The organism is Streptomyces sp. NPDC051217, assembly GCF_044455465.1.
Classification (GTDB): domain Bacteria; phylum Actinomycetota; class Actinomycetes; order Streptomycetales; family Streptomycetaceae; genus Streptomyces.
The window spans coordinates 146,985-164,494 of the sequence record NZ_JBITEV010000005.1; the positions used below are offsets into that span (position 1 = coordinate 146,985).

The window sequence follows — 17,510 nt, forward strand, 5'->3', positions numbered from 1 at the left end:
GCCCGCCCCGCCCGCCCGGGCCCCCCCCCCCCCCCCCCGCGCCCCCCCCCCCCCCCCCCCCCCCCCCCCCCCCCCCCCCCCCCCCGTTCCCGGATCAGGCGAGTCTCGCGGTCAGGTCGGCCACCAGAGCGTCGAGCGGTACGGGCTTCTGCTCGCCGCTCTCCATGTCCTTGACCTGCGCCACGCCCTCGGCGAGATCACGTTCACCGGCGACGATCGTGAACCGCGCGCCCGACCGGTTGGCGTTCTTCATCGCGCCCTTGAGCCCCTTGCCGCCGTAGCTGAAGTCGGCCGCGACCCCGGCCCTGCGCAGCTCGGTGACCACGCCGAACAGCAGCCGGCGCGCCTCCTCGCCGAGCGGCACCGCGAATACGCTGGTGGCGGGCGGCAGTTGGAGCGTGATGCCCTCGGCCTCCAGCGCCAGCACCGTACGGTCCACACCCAGCGCCCAGCCGACCGACGGCAGCGCGGGGCCGCCGATCATCTCCGAAAGCCCGTCGTAGCGGCCGCCACCGCCCACCGCGGACTGCGCGCCGAGGCCGTCGTGGACGAACTCGAAGGTCGTGCGGGTGTAGTAGTCCAGCCCCCGTACGAGCCGTTCGTCGTCCTCGTACGCGACACCCGTGGCGGTCAGCAGCCCGCGCACCTCCGCGTGGTACTGGCGGCAGGCGTCGCACAGATAGTCGCGCAGCTTCGGGGCGCCGGTGAGCTGGTTCTGTACGGCCGGGCGCTTGTCGTCGAGGACCCGCAGGGGGTTGATCTCGATACGCCGCCGGGTCTCCTCGTCGAGGTCGAGGTCGCGCAGGAAGGTCTGCAACGCCTCGCGGTAGACGGGGCGGCACTCCTTGTCGCCCAGGGAGTTCAGCAGGATGCGGAAGCCGGTCAGCCCGAGCGAGCGGTACGCCTGGTCGGCGAGGATGATCAGCTCGGCGTCGAGCGCCGGGTCCTCCGCGCCGATGGCCTCGGCGCCGACCTGCGAGAAGTGGCGGTAGCGGCCCTTCTGCGGACGCTCGTAGCGGTAGTACGAGCCGGAGTACCAGAGCTTGACGGGGAGGTTGCCGGCCTTGTGCAGATTCGCCTCCAGCGCGGCGCGCAGCACGGAGGCCGTGCCCTCGGGGCGCAGCGCCAGCTCGGAGCCGCCCTTGGTGGTGAGGGTGTACATCTCCTTGGTGACGATGTCGGTGGACTCGCCGACGCCGCGCGCGAAGAGTTCGACGTCCTCGAAGCCGGGCGTCTCGATGTAGCCGTAACCGGAGTTCTTCAGCGGTGCGGAGATCGCCTCGCGCACCGCGAGGAACACGGCGGATTCCGGCGGAAGCAGGTCGTACGTGCCCTTGGGGGCCTGAAAGGTGTTCATGGAAGTCGCTGCGTCACATTCCTCGTCGCGGAGCGGCGCCGTGGCCGCTGCCGTAGCCTGCGGCCACCTCGCGCAGATACGGGTTGGTGGCTCGCTCCCGGCCGATGGTCGTCTGGGCGCCGTGGCCGGACAGCACCACGGTCGAGTCGTCGAGCGGCAGGCACACGCGGCCCAGCGACTTGAGCATCTCGGCCGGATCGCCGCCGGGCAGGTCCGTGCGTCCGACGGAGCCGGCGAACAGCAGGTCGCCCGAGAAGAGGACGGACGGAATCTCCGCCGCCTCGGGCACCCTGAAGGTCACCGACCCCTTCGTATGGCCGGGCGCGTGCGCGACGCCGAGGCGCAGCCCCGCCAGCTCCAGCTCGGCGCCGTCGCCCAGCTCTTTGACGTCGGCGGGCTCCCCCACGGTGAGTTCGCCCATGAGCGGCATCCCGATGGAGCGGCCGAGGGCCTTCTCGGGGTCGTTCATCATGTACCGGTCGGAGGGGTGGATCCACGCGGGCACGTCGTGGGCACCGCACACGGGGACGACCGACGCGACGTGGTCGATGTGGCCATGGGTGAGGATGACCGCGACCGGCTTGAGGTGGTGCTTTTTGACCGTCTCGGCGACGCCCTCGGTGGCCTGGTGGCCGGGGTCGATGATCACGCACTCCTCGCCTGCGGCGGGGGCGACCAGATAGCAGTTGGTCCCCCAGGCCCCGGCGGGGAACCCGGCAATAAGCACGATCGTCCTCAAATGTCGTCCGTCGGGAGATTGCAGCAGATCAGAGCCTACCGGCGCTCCTCATTCCACAGGTAACCCATATACCGTACGGGGCTAGTCAGCGTTCATAGGACTTAGTTCCGAGCACTGTTCCGAGCACCGCCCAGACAGGGCCCACGAAGACACGAGGAGACGACCCGGTGGTCAACAGCGAGCAGCGCCGGCGCCAGCTTGCCAGGGAGAAGTTCGAGCGGCAGCAGCAGCGCCGGGCGGAGATCCGCAAGGGCGCCAGGCGCCGTAACGCGATCATCGCTTCCGCGCTGGCGGTCGTACTGGCGGCGGCGGGCGGCGCGTACGCCATCGCGGGCCTGACGGACGACAACGGTGAGAAGGACGTCGCGCAGGACAGTCCCTCGGCGCCGCCGTCCCCGACCGAGAGCAAGCCGGCCGGTCCGAAGATGGCGATCGACGCCAAGGCCAAGTACACGATGTCCCTGAAGACGAATCAGGGCGACATCGGCATCGCGATGGACGCGGCGAAGACTCCGGAGACGGTGAATTCCTTCAAGTCCCTCGCGGACAAGAAGTTCTTCGACGGCACGAAGTGTCACCGTCTGACCACGGAGAACATCTTCGTGCTCCAGTGCGGCGACCCGAAGGGCGACGGCACCGGCGGTCCGGGCTACACCATCGCGGACGAGAATCTCGACGCGCTCGGGAAGCCGGCCGCGGACGGTGCGGTGACCTACCCCGCGGGGTCGGTGGCGATGGCGAATACCGGCCAGCCGAACAGCGGCGGCAGCCAGTTCTTCCTCGTGTGGAAGGACACCAAGCTCCCGCCCTCGTACACACCGTTCGGGACGATGGACGCCAAGGGCCTGAAGACCGTGAAGGACGTGGCGGCGGGCGGCGTCACCGGCGAGAACAAGGGAGACGGTGCGCCGAAGAAGACCGTCACCATCGAGAAGGGCACCGTCGGCAAGTCGTGACCACCGGTGACCGGCGGCGCGGCCCGCGGCGCGGGGCCTTCGACGGCCCCCGCACCGCACCCCGCGAATTTCGGCCGTGCGGAGTGCGGACAGCCGGGCCGCCGGTCACCTAGATTGGCGTTGTGCGACGCGCGGATCGGCTCTGCGGATCCGCTTTCGCGTCGCGGAAGACGGGCGAGGCCCGTCCAGGAAACTGTGGACGATGCCCGGGGGGCACCCCTCGCAGGCATCAGGTGGAGGAGGCGCTGTGAGCAGCGACCCGTGGGGCCGTGTCGATGAGACGGGCACCGTGTACGTGCGCACGGCCGAGGGCGAGCAGGTCGTCGGATCGTGGCAGGCAGGCTCTCCCGAGGAGGCTCTGGCCTACTTCGAGCGCAAGTACGAGGGCCTGGTGGTCGAGATCGGCCTTCTCGAACGGCGGGTGAAGACCACCGATCTCTCGGCCAAGGACGCGCAGGCCGCCATCGACCATCTGCGGGCGCAGGTGGACGAGCATCACGCCGTCGGGGATCTCGCCGCCCTGCGTACGCGTCTCGACGGCCTTGTCGCGACGGTCGAGGCGCGGCGCGAGGAGCGCAAGGTCCAGAAGGCCAAGCAGACCGACGCCGCGCGTGAGGCGAAGCAGGCTCTGGTCACGGAGGCCGAGGAGCTGGCGCAGAGCGACCAGTGGCGGTCCGCCGGGGAGCGGCTGCGCGCGCTGGTGGACACCTGGAAGGGTCTGCCGCGGCTGGACCGGAAGTCCGACGACGAGCTGTGGCACCGCTTCTCGCACGCCCGGTCGGCGTTCTCCAAGCGCCGCAAGGCGCACTTCGCCTCGCTGGACGCGCAGCGCGAGGAGGCCCGTAAGGCCAAGGAGAAGCTGGTCGCCGAGGCCGAGTCGCTGTCGGGCTCCACGGACTGGGGCGGGACGGCGGCGCGTTACCGCGAGCTGATGACCGAGTGGAAGGCCGCGGGCCGCGCGCAGCGCGAGTCCGAGGACGACCTGTGGAACCGCTTCCGCGGCGCCCAGGACGTCTTCTTCGCCGCCCGCGGTGAGGTCTTCGCCGAGCGGGACGCGGAGCAGACCGAGAACCTGAAGCTGAAGGAGGAGCTGGCGGCCGAGGCCGAGCGGCTGCTCCCGGTGAAGGACCTGAAGGCGGCCCGCGCCGCGTTCCGGGCCCTCAACGAGCGGTGGGAGGCGGTCGGGCATGTGCCGCGCGACGCCAGGCCCAAGGTCGAGGGCCGGATGCAGACGGTCGAGCGGGCGCTTCAGGAGTCCGAGGAGAACGAGTGGCGCCGTACGAACCCGGAGGCGCGTGCGCGTGCCGCGGGTCTGACGGGCCAGCTCCAGGCGGCCGTCGACAAACTGCGCACGCAGATCGACACGGCACGCGCCGCGGGCAACAACGCCAGGGCGGACAAGCTGGCGAAGGAGCTGGAGGGCCGGCAGGCACTGCTGGACCAGGCGCTGAAGGGTCTTCAGGAGTTCGGCGGCTGACACCCGCAGATGCGACGACGGAGCGGCCCGGCGGTGATCCCACCGTCGGGCCGCTCCGTCGGACAGGACCTAGGGCGTGTCCGCAAAGCCCCGCCTGGCCCGCGACGCCTGGCACGATCCTCGCGCCCTGCGATGCACCGCACCAGCCGCCGCGCGCCCCGCCCTGCGGGCGGACGGCGCTATTTGTCAGACACGGCCTAGGGCCGGCGGGCGGACGTGACGCGGTAGACGTCGTAGACGCCCTCCACGCCTCGTACGGCCTTCAGCACGTGCCCGAGGTGCTTGGGGTCGCCCATCTCGAAGGTGAAGCGCGAGGTGGCGACCCGGTCGCGGGACGTCTGGACCGCCGCCGACAGGATGTTGACGTGCTGGTCGGACAGGACCCGGGTGACGTCGGAGAGCAGCCGGGACCGGTCCAGTGCCTCGACCTGGATGGCGACGAGGAAGACGGACGACTGGGTGGGCGCCCACTCGACTTCGAGGATCCGCTCCGGCTGCTGCGACAGCGAGTCGACGTTCACGCAGTCCGCGCGGTGTACGGAGACGCCGCTGCCGCGGGTGACGAAGCCGATGATCGGGTCGCCCGGGACCGGCGTACAGCAGCGGGCGAGCTTGACCCACACGTCCTCGACGCCCTTGACGACCACACCGGGGTCGCTGCTGGAGCGGCGCTTGGAGCGTCCGCGCGAGGGCGGCGCGCTCTCGGCGATGTCCTCGTTGGCGGCCTCCTCGCCGCCGAGCGCCTGCACCAGTTTCTGTACGACGCCCTGCGCGGCGACATGGCCCTCGCCGATCGCCGCGTACAGCGACGAGATGTCGGGGTAGCGCATCTCGTGCGCGAGCGTGACGAGCGAGTCGCCGGTGAGGATCCGCTGGATCGGCAGATTCTGCTTGCGCATCGCCTTGGCGATGGCGTCCTTGCCGTGCTCGATCGCCTCGTCGCGCCGCTCCTTGGAGAACCACGCGCGGATCTTGTTCCTGGCCCGTGGCGACTTGACGAAGCCCAGCCAGTCCCGGGAGGGTCCGGCGCCCGACGCCTTGGAGGTGAAGACCTCCACCAGGTCGCCGTTGTCGAGGGTCGATTCGAGGGGGACGAGCCGCCCGTTGACCCGCGCTCCTATGGTGCGGTGGCCGACCTCCGTATGGACGGCGTAGGCGAAGTCGACGGGGGTGGCTCCGGCGGGCAGCGCTATGACATCGCCCTTGGGCGTGAAGACGAAGACCTCGTTGCGCGACAGGTCGAAGCGCAGTGACTCCAGGAACTCACTGGGGTCCTCGGTCTCCTTCTGCCAGTCGAGCAGCTGGCGCAGCCACGCCATGTCGTTGACGGTGTCCTGGCCGGCGCCCTTGCCCGCGTGTCTGGGCACGTCGGTACGGACCTTGGACGCCCCGGCGACGGCCTCCTGCTTGTACTTCCAGTGCGCCGCGATGCCGTACTCGGCCCGGCGGTGCATGTCGAACGTACGGATCTGGAGCTCGACCGGCTTGCCGCTGGGCCCGATGACCGTCGTGTGCAGCGACTGGTACATGTTGAACTTGGGCATCGCGATGTAGTCCTTGAACCGCCCCGGCACCGGATTCCACCGGGCGTGGACGGTGCCGAGCGCCGCGTAGCAGTCGCGGACCGTGTCGACGAGGACACGAATACCCACCAGGTCGTAGATCTCGGCGAAGTCCCGGCCCCGCACGATCATCTTCTGGTAGACGCTGTAGTAGTGCTTCGGCCTGCCGGTGACGGTGGCCTTGATACGGGCGGCGCGCAGATCGGACTGGACCTCGTCGGTCACTATGGCCAGATACTCGTCACGCTTGGGCGCCCGCTCGGCGACGAGCCGGACGATCTCGTCGTACATCTTGGGGTAGAGGATCGCGAAGGCGAGGTCCTCCAGCTCCCACTTGATGGTGTTCATACCCAGGCGGTGGGCCAGCGGCGCGTAGATCTCCAGCGTCTCGCGGGCCTTCTTCTCCTGCTTCTCCCGCTTGAGATAGCGCATGGTGCGCATGTTGTGCAGCCGGTCGGCGAGCTTGATGACCAGGACTCGGGGGTCCTTGGCCATGGCGACGACCATCTTGCGTACGGTCTCGGCCTGGGCGGCCTCGCCGAACTTGACCTTGTCGAGCTTGGTGACGCCGTCGACGAGGAGGGCGACCTGGTCGCCGAAGTCCTTGCGGAGCGTGTCGAGGCCGTACTCGGTGTCCTCGACGGTGTCGTGCAGCAGCCCCGCCATGAGCGTGGCCGGGTCCATGCCGAGTTCGGCGAGGATCGTGGTCACTGCGAGGGGGTGCGTGATGTACGGGTCGCCGCTCTTGCGCTTCTGGCCGCGGTGCCAGCGCTCGGCGACCTGGTAGGCGCGCTCGATCTGGCGGAGGACCGCGGTGTCGATCTTGGGGTCGTTGCTCCGTACGGTCCGCAGGAGCGGTTCGAGGACCGGGTTGTACGGCGACGAGCGCTGCACGCCGAGACGGGCCAGCCGCGCGCGTACGCGGTTGGAGGAGCCGCCGGAGCGCGAGGGGGCGGCCGGCGGGGGCTTGGGCGCCGTGACGGGGACCGGGAGCTGGCTCTTGGCTGGCGCGGAGCCCGGCACGGCCGGGGACGCGGGGGCGGGGGCGGGGGCCGGGTCGACCGGCTTCGACGGGCTCCGCGTCGGATCGGGCCCGTTGCGGTCGGAGCTCTGCTCGGACCCGTTCCGCTCGCTGCCGCTGCGCCCGGACCCGTTCCGCTCGGCAGACGTCCGCGCAGCCGTCCTCGACCCGTCCGCCTGATTCTGCGGCGGAGCAGGCGCCGCCATGGCCTGGTCTGCGTGCGGATCGGGCTGGGCGGCGGCGAGTGGCTGGGCCTCGTCTGGCAAGAGCGCTCCTCGTGCGTTTCCGGGGTCCCCCGGTCAGGTGCGGAACGGCCATGGTATCGACCTCGTGCCGCGGGTGCTCACGAGACCGTTGACCGCACGGGGGCAGCGAGATATTCCGGGTCGATGAATGGAAAAACGCGGACGCCCCGGGCGGAATTCCCGGGGCGTCCGTTTTCATCGCATTTCACCGTATCTGACCGAGTCGGTCAGAGCTTGATCAGTGCCTCCAGCGGAGCGTCCCGCAGGTGCGGCTCCAGGCGGGCCCTGCCGCCGAGGAAGCCCAGCTCCAGCAGGACTGCCACGGCCACCACGTCGGAGCCGGCCCGGCGGACCAGTTCGACCGAGGCCTCGGCGGTACCGCCGGTGGCGAGCACGTCGTCGATGACGATGACGCGGTCGCCCTCCTGGAGGTCCTCGGCGTGGACCTCCATCTCGGCGCTGCCGTACTCCAGGTCGTACGTCTGCGACAGCGTCGCACCGGGCAGCTTCCCCGCCTTGCGGACAGGGATGAAGCCGATGCCGGCCCGGACCGCGACCGGCGCGGCCAGGATGAAGCCGCGCGCCTCCAGACCGACGATCTTCGTGGCGCCGTGCCGCACGGCCAGTTCCGCGAGTGCGTCGGTGAGCGCCGTGAAGGCCTGCGGATCCGCGAGCAGCGGCGTGATGTCCTTGAACATCACCCCCGGCTTCGGATAGTCCGCCACATCACGGATCCGGCTGAGGAGCAGTTCCCTCGTACTGTCGTCGGTCATCGACGCTTCCCCGACGCACGGCCCCGGCCACGGCCGCCGTGGCTCCGGGGACCCGCGACCGCGGCGGCGGGCGGGGCGTCGCGCACCGGCCCCTCGCCGTCATCCGGGTCGGCGTCCCTCGGCTCGTCGGAGCCCTCCTGCTCGTACTCGGCCGACTCGCCCTTGGCCGCCGCGGCGGCCCGCTTGGCCAGTACGCGCCTCTTCAGTGCCTTTATCGACGGCTCGCGCTCCTTGAGGTCCGCGACCAGCGGAGTGGCGATGAAGATCGACGAGTACGCACCGGCGGCGAGGCCGACGAACAGCGACAGCGAGATGTCGTTCAGCATGCCGGCGCCGAGGAATCCGCCACCGATGAAGAGCAGGCCGGCGACCGGCAGCAGTGCGACCACGGTGGTGTTGATGGAACGCACCAGGGTCGAGTTGATGCTGCGGTTGGCCACCTCGCTGAAGGTGTAGCGCGTCTGCTTGGTGATGTCCTTCGACCCCTCCTTGAGGCTGTCGAAGACCACGACCGTGTCGTACAGGGAGTAACCAAGAATGGTCAGAAGACCGATCACCGTGCCCGGTGTGACCTCGAAGCCGACCAGCGCGTACACACCGACCGTGATGGTGAGGTCATGGATCAGGGCGATCAGCGCGGCGACCGCCATTCTCTATTCGAAGGCGATCGCCAGATAGATCACCACCAGGATCATGAAGATCCCGAGTCCTGTCCACGCCTTGTTGGCGATCTGCTCGCCCCAACTCGGCCCGACCAGGTCGGCGTTGATCTTCTCCTTGGGGATGTTCAGGTCTTCCGCGAGCTGGGTCTGCGTCTTGTCGGCCTGGGCCGTGTTCAACTCGGTGACCTGGATTCGCAGGCCGCCGTTGCCGAGCTTCTGGACGATCGCGTCGTGGCCGGACGCCGCTTCCGCGTGCTCCTGCGCCTCCGACACGGAGATGCTCGTCTTGGGGGTGTTGAAGACGGCACCGCCCTTGAACTCGATGCCCATGTTGAGCCCGCGCACCGCCAGGCCCGCGATGGCCAGGATGGTGATGAGGATCGAGAGCGCGTACCAGAACTTGCGCTTCCCGACGAAGTCGTAGCCGACATCGCCGCGGTAGAGCCGGGCGCCGAGATCGCCGAGTCGCGACATCTCACGCCTCCTTCGGGTCGGTGGGGGCGCCGAGACGGCGTGTGCGGCGCAGCGGTGGTTTCGCACCGAGGCGCTTCGGGTCGAGACCGGACCAGGAACCGCCGCCCGAGAAGAACTTCGTGCGGGCGACCAGAGTCATGATCGGCTTCGTGAAGAAGAAGACGACGACGACGTCGAGGACCGTGGTCAGGCCGAGCGTGAACGCGAAGCCCTGCACCTTGCCGACGGTGACGGTGAACAGCACGGCCGCGGCGAGGAACGACACGAAGTCGGACACCAGGATCGTGCGCCGGGCACGTGGCCAGGCCCGTTCGACGGCGGGCCGCAGCGTACGGCCCTCTCTGATCTCGTCACGGATTCGTTCGAAGTACACGATGAACGAGTCCGCCGTGATGCCGATCGCAACGATCGCACCACACACCGCGGGGAGGTTGAGGGCGAAGCCGATACCCGGTCCGAGCAAGGTCATGATCGCGTACGTCATGGCCGCCGAGGCCAGGAGGCTGACGATGGCGATCATCGCGAGACCCCGGTAGTAGAGCACCAGGTAGATGATCACCAGCGCGAGGCCGATGGCGCCGGCGATCAGACCGGCGTGCAACTGCTCACCGCCGAGCGCGGCGGTGACCGTGGTGACGGTCTCTTCCTGGAAGGTGAGGGGCAGCGCGCCGTACGACAGAATGTTGCCCAGGTCCTGTGCGGACTCCTGGGTGAAGTTGCCGGAGATCTCGGCGTTGGCGCTCAGGGTCTGGCGCACCGAGGGCGCCGAGACGACCTCACCGTCGAGGACGATGGCGAACTGGTTCTGCGGGGGCTGCTGCTGCGACAGCTTGCTGGTGATCGCCTGGAACTTCTTCGAGCCACCGCCCGTGAAGTCCATCTGGACGATCCACTGGCCGGTCTGCTGGTTGATGGTGGCGTTGGCGTCGTCGACGTCCTTGCCGCCCACCTCGGCCGGGCCGAGGATGTACTTCTCCCACACACCGTCGTTCTCACCGCAGGCGAGCGTCGGCTGGTCCGGCTTCGCGTTGTCGCCGAGGGCGCCCCTGACCTTCTCGTTCGTGCAGTCGAGCGCCGCGAAGTCGGCCTGGAGCTTCTCCGTCGCGGGGTCCGTGGGCGGTGTCGCGGGCTCGCTCGGTGACGGGCTGGGCTCGTCGGAGGGCGAGCCGCTCGGCGTGGGCGTCGCGTCGGCCTTCAGGTCCTCCGTGAGGGGACGGCCCTGGGTCGTCTCCGAGGGGCTGGGGGCGTTGTCGCCCGAAGGAGAGGCGGTCTCCTTCGGCTTGTCGCTCCCGGAAGGGCTCGGGCTCTCGCTCGAACCGGCGCTCGGAGTCGGGTTCGCGTCCGGCGGCGGCTGCTGCGCGGCGGGGTCACCCGGTCCGAGGGTCACGACCGGCCGGAAGTACAGCTGAGCGGTGGTGCCGACCTGCTCACGAGCCTGCTGCGAGTTCGTGCCCTTGGGGATGTTGACAATGATGTTGTCGGATCCCTGGGTCTGAACCTCGGCCTCCTGAACGCCGAGACCGTTGACACGACGCTCGATAATGCCGACCGCGGTGTTCATGTTGGTCTCGTTGACCGCGTTCGCCTGGCCCGGCGAGCTCTTGGCCTTGAGCGTGATGGTCGTGCCGCCGGCGAGGTCGATACCGAGGCGCGGCGTGAGCTCGCCCGCCCCGAACATCCCGCCGACGAGGGCGATCATCGCGATCAGGAACAGGATCAGGGTGCGCCCCGGCTTTCCCGGGGCCCCCGTCTGCCTTCGGCCCTTCTGAGGTGCTGCCACCTTTTCGTTTCTCCCTGTCCAACCGCTCCACGCCGGGTGAGCGACAAAGCGGCAACGAAGTGTTGTGGGGACGTGCCCACGCGAATGCCTGCGCCGTCCGGGGACCGCGGTACGCCCGGGGGCGCGGTGCGGGACCGGACGGGACTACTTCGCGCCGCTCTCGCCGTCGGCCTTGGCGTCCTTGGGCTCGACGACCGACTCCTTCTCGGCGTCGGCGTCGGCCGTGGGCGCGTCGGCCTTGGGCGCGTCGACGTCGGCCTCAGTCTCGGCCTCGGCGTCTTCCGGGCTGTCCTTCTTGCCCAGGTCGATCTTGGAGACGTCGTCGTCGACCAGCGAGGAGGCGTCGTCGGGCACGACGTGGCCGTCGACCTCGAACTCTTCCTCGTCGCCGTGGACGATGCGGTTGTACTCCTCGTCCGTCAGGACGGCGCCAATGGCGTTCTTCGCGTACACGGCGTGGACGGCCGGCGCGACCTCCAGCAGGACCGTGTCGTCGTGAACTTCCTTGACGGTGGCGTACATGCCCCCGATCGTCCGGACACCTGTGCCGGGCTGCATCTCATTGCGCATCTGCACAGCCGCCTGCTGCTTCTTCTTGGCGGACCGGGTCATCAGGAACATGGCCCCGATGAGCACGATGAAGGGGAGGAGGGTCACGAGACTCACGGGAGGGAACTTCCTTCGCACGACCGCGCTGTCGAGCGGCCTGATATACGGGGGTGGGTAGCCGACCGTTACGGGCGGCATCGGCGGAGTCTAAGCGAGTCCGCATCAATGGAACAACGCCCAGCATGGCACCGGGGTTCCTGCTGAGGCGAGTGCCAGTGCGCTCACGCCCCGAAGAGCCCCGGTTGTCCGCTTGCGCCTGGGCTCCGCGGGGGTGGCGTCAGCCCCAGATGTGCCCATGCCGCCGGAGTCGCGACCCGGCCCCGGGGGGTGCGGGCGAGCAGTCCCTCCCGTACGAGGAAGGGCTCGGCGACCTCCTCGACCGTCTCTCGCTCCTCCCCCACCGCGACGGCGAGGGTCGACAGGCCGACCGGGCCGCCGCCGAACAGCTTGAGCAGGGCCCGGAGCACGGCCCGGTCGAGGCGGTCCAGGCCGCGCTCGTCCACCTCGTACACCTGAAGGGCGACGGAGGCGATGTCGCGGTTGATGTACCCCTCGGCCTTGACCTGCGCGTAGTCGCGGACCCGGCGCAGCAGACGGTTGGCGATACGGGGCGTGCCCCGGGAGCGGCCGGCGATCTCGGCGGCGCCGTCCGCGTCGATCTCCAGGTCCAGGAGGTGCGCCGAGCGGTGGATGACCCGTTCCAGCTCGACGGGCTCGTAGAACTCCATCTGCGCGGTGAAGCCGAAGCGGTCGCGCAACGGGGGCGGAAGCAGGCCGGCCCTGGTGGTGGCGCCGACGAGGGTGAAGGGCGGCAGCTCCAGCGGGATGGCGGTGGCGCCGGGGCCCTTGCCGACGATGACGTCGACGCGGAAGTCCTCCATGGCCATGTAGAGCATTTCCTCGGCGGGCCGGGACATCCGGTGGATCTCGTCGAGGAAGAGGACCTCGCCCTCCTGGAGGGAGGAGAGGATCGCCGCGAGGTCGCCCGCGTGCTGGATGGCGGGGCCCGAGGTGATGCGGATCGGGGCGCCCATCTCGGCCGCGATGATCATGGAGAGAGTGGTCTTGCCGAGGCCGGGCGCGCCCGACAGCAGGACATGATCGGCGGTGCCGCCCCGGGCGAGGGCCGCCTTCAGGACGAGGTCGAGCTGTTCCCGTACGCGCTCCTGCCCGACGAATTCGTCCAGCGACTTGGGCCGCAGCGCCGCCTCGACCGCCTGGTCCTCGCCGTCGGCGGACGCGGCGACGAGCCGGTCGGACCCGTCGGTCGCGTCCGTCGGCGGAGGGCCGCCTCCCGGCGTCCCCTTGCTGCTGTCGTCCCAGTTCACTGTGGCTCACCTCATGGAATCGGGACGTCCCTGGACGGTCCCGTGGAGTTCGGCTCCGGCGCGGGCCTGGCGGCGATCGCGGGGCGGCCCGGCCCGCGCCCGTCGTCGTGGCCCGGTCAGCGTGTGCGGTTCAGCGACTGGAGAGCCGCCCGCAGGAGTCGCGGTACGGCGGGCGCCTCGCCCGCCTCGATCGCGGCCTCGGCCTGGGGGGCGACCAGCGCGACCGCCTCGTCCGCCTCCCTCGTCGCGTAACCGAGACCGATCAGCGCCGAGTGCAGCTGATCGTTCCACGCGGCGGAGACGGGGACGCCGATTCCCTGTCTGCCGATATGCGTACCGAGGGGCTCGCCGAGCCGGTCCTTCAGCTCCAGCAGCAGCTTCTGCGCGCCCTTCTTACCGATGCCGGGGACGGCGGTGAGCGTCTTCTCGTCCCCCGTGGCCACGGCGACACGCAGGGTGTCGGGCGCGTGCACCGCGAGCATCGCCTGGGCCAGCCGCGGACCGACACCGCTGGCGGTCTGGAGCAGCTCGAACGTCTGGCGCTCGTCGTCGTCGGCGAAGCCGTACAGCGTGAGCGAGTCCTCCCGGACGACCAGCGAGGTGGCGATCTTCGCCTCCTGACCGATCCGCAGCCCGGCGAGGGTGGCCGGGGTGCACTGGACCATCATGCCGACGCCGCCGACCTCGATCACCGCGGAGGTCGGGGCGAGCGCGGCCACCGGGCCGCTGACGAAGGCGATCATCGGGGAACCTTCCGTACGGGTGTGTGGCCGGCGGGGCGGGACGCCTTCGCCGCGGCGTGCGCCTGCTGGAGACGGTTGACGGCGGGGGCGCGCCAGATATGGCAGATGGCGAGGGCGAGGGCGTCGGCGGCGTCGGCCGGTTTGGGCGGCGCGTCCAGTCTCAGCAGCCGGGTCACCATGACACCGACCTGTGCCTTGTCGGCGCGCCCGTTGCCGGTGACCGCGGCCTTGACCTCGCTGGGGGTATGCAGGGCGACCGGGATGCCGCGGCGGGCGGCGCACAGCATGGCCACGGCGCTGGCCTGGGCCGTGCCCATCACCGTACGAACGTTGTGCTGGCTGAACACCCGCTCCACAGCGACCAGTTCGGGCCGGTGCTCGTCCAGCCAGGCTTCCACTCCCCGCTCGATGGCTACCAGGCGCGATCCGAGGTCCGCGTCGGCGGGTGTGCGCACCACACCGACGCCGAGCATCGTCAACGTCCGTCCGGCGACGCCCTCGACGACGCCGACACCGCACCGCGTCAGTCCGGGGTCCACGCCCAGTACCCGCATCGCGCCCCTCCCCCTCACACTCTCGGTCCCGCCCGATCACCTGTTCCGCCGGTGAGTCAGAACCCCTGATCAGCACAGTATCGGTCGGCACCGACAACGCGGCGGGCCGACGGGGGGTGTGTCCCCGTCGGCCCGCCGCGTACAGCCGAGTTGACGCCGGCGACGCGCGCCGGTGGGCCCGCCGGTCAGGCGTCGACCTTCTCCATGACCTCGTCCGAGACGTCGAAGTTGGCGAAGACGTTCTGCACGTCGTCGCTGTCCTCCAGCGCGTCGATCAGCTTGAAGATCTTCCGTGCGCCGTCCTCGTCCAGCTCGACCTGCATGGTCGGCACGAAGTTGGTGTCGGCGGAGTCGTAGTCGATGCCGGCCTGCTGGAGCGCCGTGCGGACCTCGACCAGGTCGGTCGCCTCGCTGAGCACCTCGAAGGACTCACCCAGGTCGTTGACCTCCTCGGCGCCCGCGTCGAGGACGGCGCCCAGGACGTCGTCCTCGCCCAGCTCGGCCTTGGGGACGATCACGACGCCCTTGCGGTGGAACAGGTACGACACGGAGCCGGGGTCGGCCATCGAGCCGCCGTTGCGGGTCATCGCGACGCGGACGTCGGACGCGGCACGGTTGCGGTTGTCGGTCAGGCACTCGATGAGCACGGCGACACCGTTGGGCCCGTAACCCTCGTACATGATCGTCTCGTAGTCGGCGCCTCCGGCCTCCAGGCCGGCGCCGCGCTTGACGGCCGAGTCGATGTTCTTGTTCGGCACCGAGCTCTTCTTCGCCTTCTGGATGGCGTCGAAAAGGGTCGGGTTGCCGTCGACATCGGCGCCCCCGGTGCGGGCCGCGACCTCGATGTTCTTGATCAGCTTCGCGAAGAGCTTGCCGCGCTTGGCATCGATCACGGCCTTCTTGTGCTTCGTCGTAGCCCATTTAGAGTGGCCGGACATCTGCCTGTCTCCTTCGCGTAACCAATCCTGCTCCGTTCGGCAGAGATCCTACCGGGATCCCCTCACCCCGCGGAGCGCACCATCTCCGTGAAGAAGCCGTGCAGCCGGTGGTCGCCGGTGAGTTCCGGATGGAACGCCGTGGCGAGCGCGTTGCCCTGCCGAACGGCCACGACATGCCCGCCGTGCTCGGCGAGCACCTCCACCTCGGCGCCCACCGACTCGACCCACGGCGCCCGGATGAAGACCCCGTCCACCGGTCCCACACCCACGACATCGACGGCCGCCTCGAAGGACTCGTTCTGCCGCCCGAAGGCGTTCCTGCGGACGATCATGTCGATGCCGCCGACGGTCTCCTGTCCGGAGCGCGGGTCGAGGATCTTCTCGGCGAGCAGGATCAGGCCGGCGCAGGTGCCGTAGACCGGCATCCCGTCGCGTACGCGCTCGCGCAGCGGCTCCAGCATCCCGAAGAGGACGGCCAGTTTGGACATGGTCGTCGACTCGCCGCCGGGGATCACCAGACCGTCGACGGCGGCCAGTTCGTCCGGCCGCCGTACGGTCGTGGGCACCGCACCGGCCGTCTCCAGGGCGGCCAGGTGCTCCCGTACGTCGCCCTGGAGGGCCAGGACGCCGATCAGCGGGCCGCGCGCGGCGCCCTGGTCACCAGCCACGGTTGGCATAGTGCTCGGACGCGGGCAGGGTGTCGATGTTGATGCCGACCATGGCCTCGCCGAGATTGCGCGAGGCGTCCGCGACGATCTTGGGGTCGTCGTAGAAGGTGGTGGCCTTGACGATGGCGGCGGCGCGCTTGGCGGGGTCGCCGGACTTGAAGATGCCGGATCCGACGAAGACGCCCTCGGCGCCGAGCTGACGCATCAGGGCGGCGTCCGCCGGGGTGGCCACGCCTCCTGCGGAGAAGAGCACGACGGGCAGCTTGCCCAGCTCGGCGACCTCCTTGACGATCTCGTACGGAGCGCGGAGTTCCTTCGCGGCGGCGTACAGCTCGTTGTTGTCGTAGCCGCGCAGCCGGGCGATCTCGTTCTTGATCTGGCGCAGGTGACGGACCGCCTCGACGACGTTGCCGGTGCCGGCCTCGCCCTTCGAGCGGATCATGGCCGCGCCCTCGGCGATACGGCGCAGGGCCTCGCCCAGGTTGGTCGCGCCACAGACGAACGGCGTGGTGAAGGCCCACTTGTCCGAGTGGTTGACCTCGTCGGCCGGAGTCAGGACCTCGGACTCGTCGATGTAGTCGACGCCGAGGGACTGCAGGACCTGGGCCTCCACGAAGTGGCCGATGCGGGACTTCGCCATCACCGGGATCGAGACGGCCTCGATGATGCCCTCGATCATGTCGGGGTCGGACATCCGCGCGACGCCGCCGTCCTTACGGATGTCGGCCGGAACGCGCTCCAGCGCCATCACGGCGACCGCGCCGGCGTCCTCGGCGATCTTCGCCTGGTCCGGCGTGACCACATCCATGATCACGCCGCCCTTGAGCTGCTCGGCCATGCCGCGCTTCACGCGCGCGGTGCCGGTCTCGGGGGTCTGGCTGGTGGTGGAAAGCGTGCTGGACACGGGAACGACCTCACGGGGACGGGGACGGGAGCGGTTGACGAGGCGAGCAAACCTCTCCGGACCAGTCCACAGCAAGGGCCAATGGAAGGCCTGTGGATCGTTCTCGCGGCCTTGTCCGAAAGACAGCCCCTAGGCGGGACGGTTCGCGAGAGCCACCGGTGGCTCGTCGTCCATCTCGAAGGCGAGCGGGGACGGCGCGTGCCCGGCGAGGCGGAACCAGCGGACCGTACGGTGCCGGCGCAGCGCGCGGGCCGCGCGTACGGAGTCGTTGTGGAATCGCCGGGCCATCGGAACGAGGCGTACGGCGGCGGCCAGCTCGTCGGCGGCCTCGTCACCGCCCGGAGCCGCCCGTACCGCCTCGACCTGCGCGACCTCTCCGAAGACGGCCCGCAGCGCCTCGCTCAGCTCACTTTCGGCCACCTCACGCTGCTCGTCCTCGGCCTGGCGCGCGGCGTGCGCGCCCTGGTAGAGCACGATCGAGGCGGCGGGATCGAGGAGGCCCGCGGTGGCCAGCTCCTGGGCGACCGAGGCGCGGCGCAGCAGTTGGGCGTCGAGGGAGGCCCGTGACGCGTCTATCCGCGAGTGCAGTCGGTCGAGGCGGCCGGCGGTCCAGCTGAGGTACAGGCCGATCGCCAAGAGCCCGGCGAAGATCCAGATCAGGGTTTCGGTCACGAACGGCAGGCTACTTGTGGCCGGGGTCCCTTCCGCCACCCCGTCCCG

General features: G+C 69.9%; 15 protein-coding genes and 1 pseudogene. 2 read left to right on the top strand and 14 right to left on the bottom strand.

Annotated features, from left to right (window positions below; translation table 11 throughout):
- Positions 1 to 94 precede the first annotated feature (94 nt).
- Together hisS and ACIBBB_RS14085 are read right to left on the bottom strand one after the other, a co-directional pair.
- On the bottom strand, positions 95 to 1,357 hold the full coding sequence (hisS, locus tag ACIBBB_RS14080; protein WP_398981560.1) for a histidine--tRNA ligase: 1,263 nt from the start codon (positions 1,355 to 1,357) through the stop codon (positions 95 to 97).
- Positions 1,358 to 1,370: 13 nt separating this feature from the next.
- Positions 1,371 to 2,084: an MBL fold metallo-hydrolase gene (locus tag ACIBBB_RS14085; RefSeq protein WP_398981562.1), complete on the bottom strand. Its 714-nt coding sequence runs from the start codon at positions 2,082 to 2,084 to the stop codon at positions 1,371 to 1,373.
- Positions 2,085 to 2,263: 179 nt separating this feature from the next.
- Here ACIBBB_RS14085 and ACIBBB_RS14090 point away from each other — a divergent pair, with 179 nt between their 5' ends.
- Both ACIBBB_RS14090 and ACIBBB_RS14095 read left to right on the top strand, forming a co-directional pair.
- Positions 2,264 to 3,052 (top strand): peptidylprolyl isomerase, encoded by a 789-nt coding sequence (locus ACIBBB_RS14090; protein WP_398981564.1) that lies wholly within the window; start codon positions 2,264 to 2,266, stop codon positions 3,050 to 3,052.
- Positions 3,053 to 3,299: 247 nt separating this feature from the next.
- Positions 3,300 to 4,529, top strand: coding sequence for a DUF349 domain-containing protein (locus tag ACIBBB_RS14095; protein WP_398981566.1), 1,230 nt, complete (start codon positions 3,300 to 3,302; stop codon positions 4,527 to 4,529).
- Between the two features lie 197 nt (positions 4,530 to 4,726).
- Here the strand turns inward: ACIBBB_RS14095 and ACIBBB_RS14100 are convergent, their stop codons facing one another.
- From ACIBBB_RS14100 to ACIBBB_RS14155, 12 genes and pseudogenes are all read right to left on the bottom strand, one after another.
- A complete protein-coding gene (locus ACIBBB_RS14100) occupies positions 4,727 to 7,378 on the bottom strand; it encodes a RelA/SpoT family protein (RefSeq protein WP_398981568.1) in 2,652 nt (883 codons plus the stop codon).
- A 206-nt stretch (positions 7,379 to 7,584) separates the two neighbouring features.
- A complete protein-coding gene (locus ACIBBB_RS14105; protein WP_398981570.1) occupies positions 7,585 to 8,130 on the bottom strand; it encodes an adenine phosphoribosyltransferase in 546 nt (181 codons plus the stop codon).
- Positions 8,127 to 9,266, bottom strand: a pseudogene (secF, locus tag ACIBBB_RS14110) (protein translocase subunit SecF). The gene ACIBBB_RS14105 and the pseudogene secF overlap by 4 nt, the downstream one beginning before the upstream one ends.
- Position 9,267: 1 nt before the next feature.
- Positions 9,268 to 11,046, bottom strand: coding sequence for a protein translocase subunit SecD (gene secD, locus ACIBBB_RS14115; protein ID WP_398981572.1), 1,779 nt, complete (start codon positions 11,044 to 11,046; stop codon positions 9,268 to 9,270).
- A 144-nt stretch (positions 11,047 to 11,190) separates the two neighbouring features.
- On the bottom strand, positions 11,191 to 11,712 hold the full coding sequence (gene yajC / locus ACIBBB_RS14120; RefSeq protein WP_398981574.1) for a preprotein translocase subunit YajC: 522 nt from the start codon (positions 11,710 to 11,712) through the stop codon (positions 11,191 to 11,193).
- 164 nt (positions 11,713 to 11,876) lie between these two features.
- Positions 11,877 to 12,983: a Holliday junction branch migration DNA helicase RuvB gene (gene ruvB / locus ACIBBB_RS14125; protein WP_398981576.1), complete on the bottom strand. Its 1,107-nt coding sequence runs from the start codon at positions 12,981 to 12,983 to the stop codon at positions 11,877 to 11,879.
- 116 nt (positions 12,984 to 13,099) lie between these two features.
- Entirely contained in the window at positions 13,100 to 13,726 is a 627-nt protein-coding gene (gene ruvA, locus ACIBBB_RS14130; RefSeq protein WP_398981578.1) for a Holliday junction branch migration protein RuvA, read from the bottom strand.
- On the bottom strand, positions 13,723 to 14,280 hold the full coding sequence (gene ruvC / locus ACIBBB_RS14135) for a crossover junction endodeoxyribonuclease RuvC (RefSeq protein ID WP_398981580.1): 558 nt from the start codon (positions 14,278 to 14,280) through the stop codon (positions 13,723 to 13,725). Before ruvC ends, ruvA begins: the two co-directional genes overlap by 4 nt.
- Positions 14,281 to 14,465: 185 nt before the next feature.
- On the bottom strand, positions 14,466 to 15,218 hold the full coding sequence (locus tag ACIBBB_RS14140; RefSeq protein ID WP_398981582.1) for a YebC/PmpR family DNA-binding transcriptional regulator: 753 nt from the start codon (positions 15,216 to 15,218) through the stop codon (positions 14,466 to 14,468).
- A gap of 62 nt (positions 15,219 to 15,280) precedes the next feature.
- Positions 15,281 to 15,886, bottom strand: coding sequence for a pyridoxal 5'-phosphate synthase glutaminase subunit PdxT (gene pdxT / locus ACIBBB_RS14145; RefSeq protein ID WP_398981584.1), 606 nt, complete (start codon positions 15,884 to 15,886; stop codon positions 15,281 to 15,283).
- Complete coding sequence (gene pdxS, locus ACIBBB_RS14150; RefSeq protein WP_398981586.1) at positions 15,876 to 16,790, bottom strand: pyridoxal 5'-phosphate synthase lyase subunit PdxS; 915 nt, start codon at positions 16,788 to 16,790, stop codon at positions 15,876 to 15,878. Before pdxS ends, pdxT begins: the two co-directional genes overlap by 11 nt.
- 129 nt (positions 16,791 to 16,919) lie before the next feature.
- Positions 16,920 to 17,462 carry a hypothetical protein gene (locus ACIBBB_RS14155; protein WP_398981588.1) on the bottom strand — a complete coding sequence of 181 codons (543 nt, stop codon included), beginning with the start codon at positions 17,460 to 17,462 and terminating at the stop codon, positions 16,920 to 16,922.
- Positions 17,463 to 17,510: the final 48 nt, after the last annotated feature.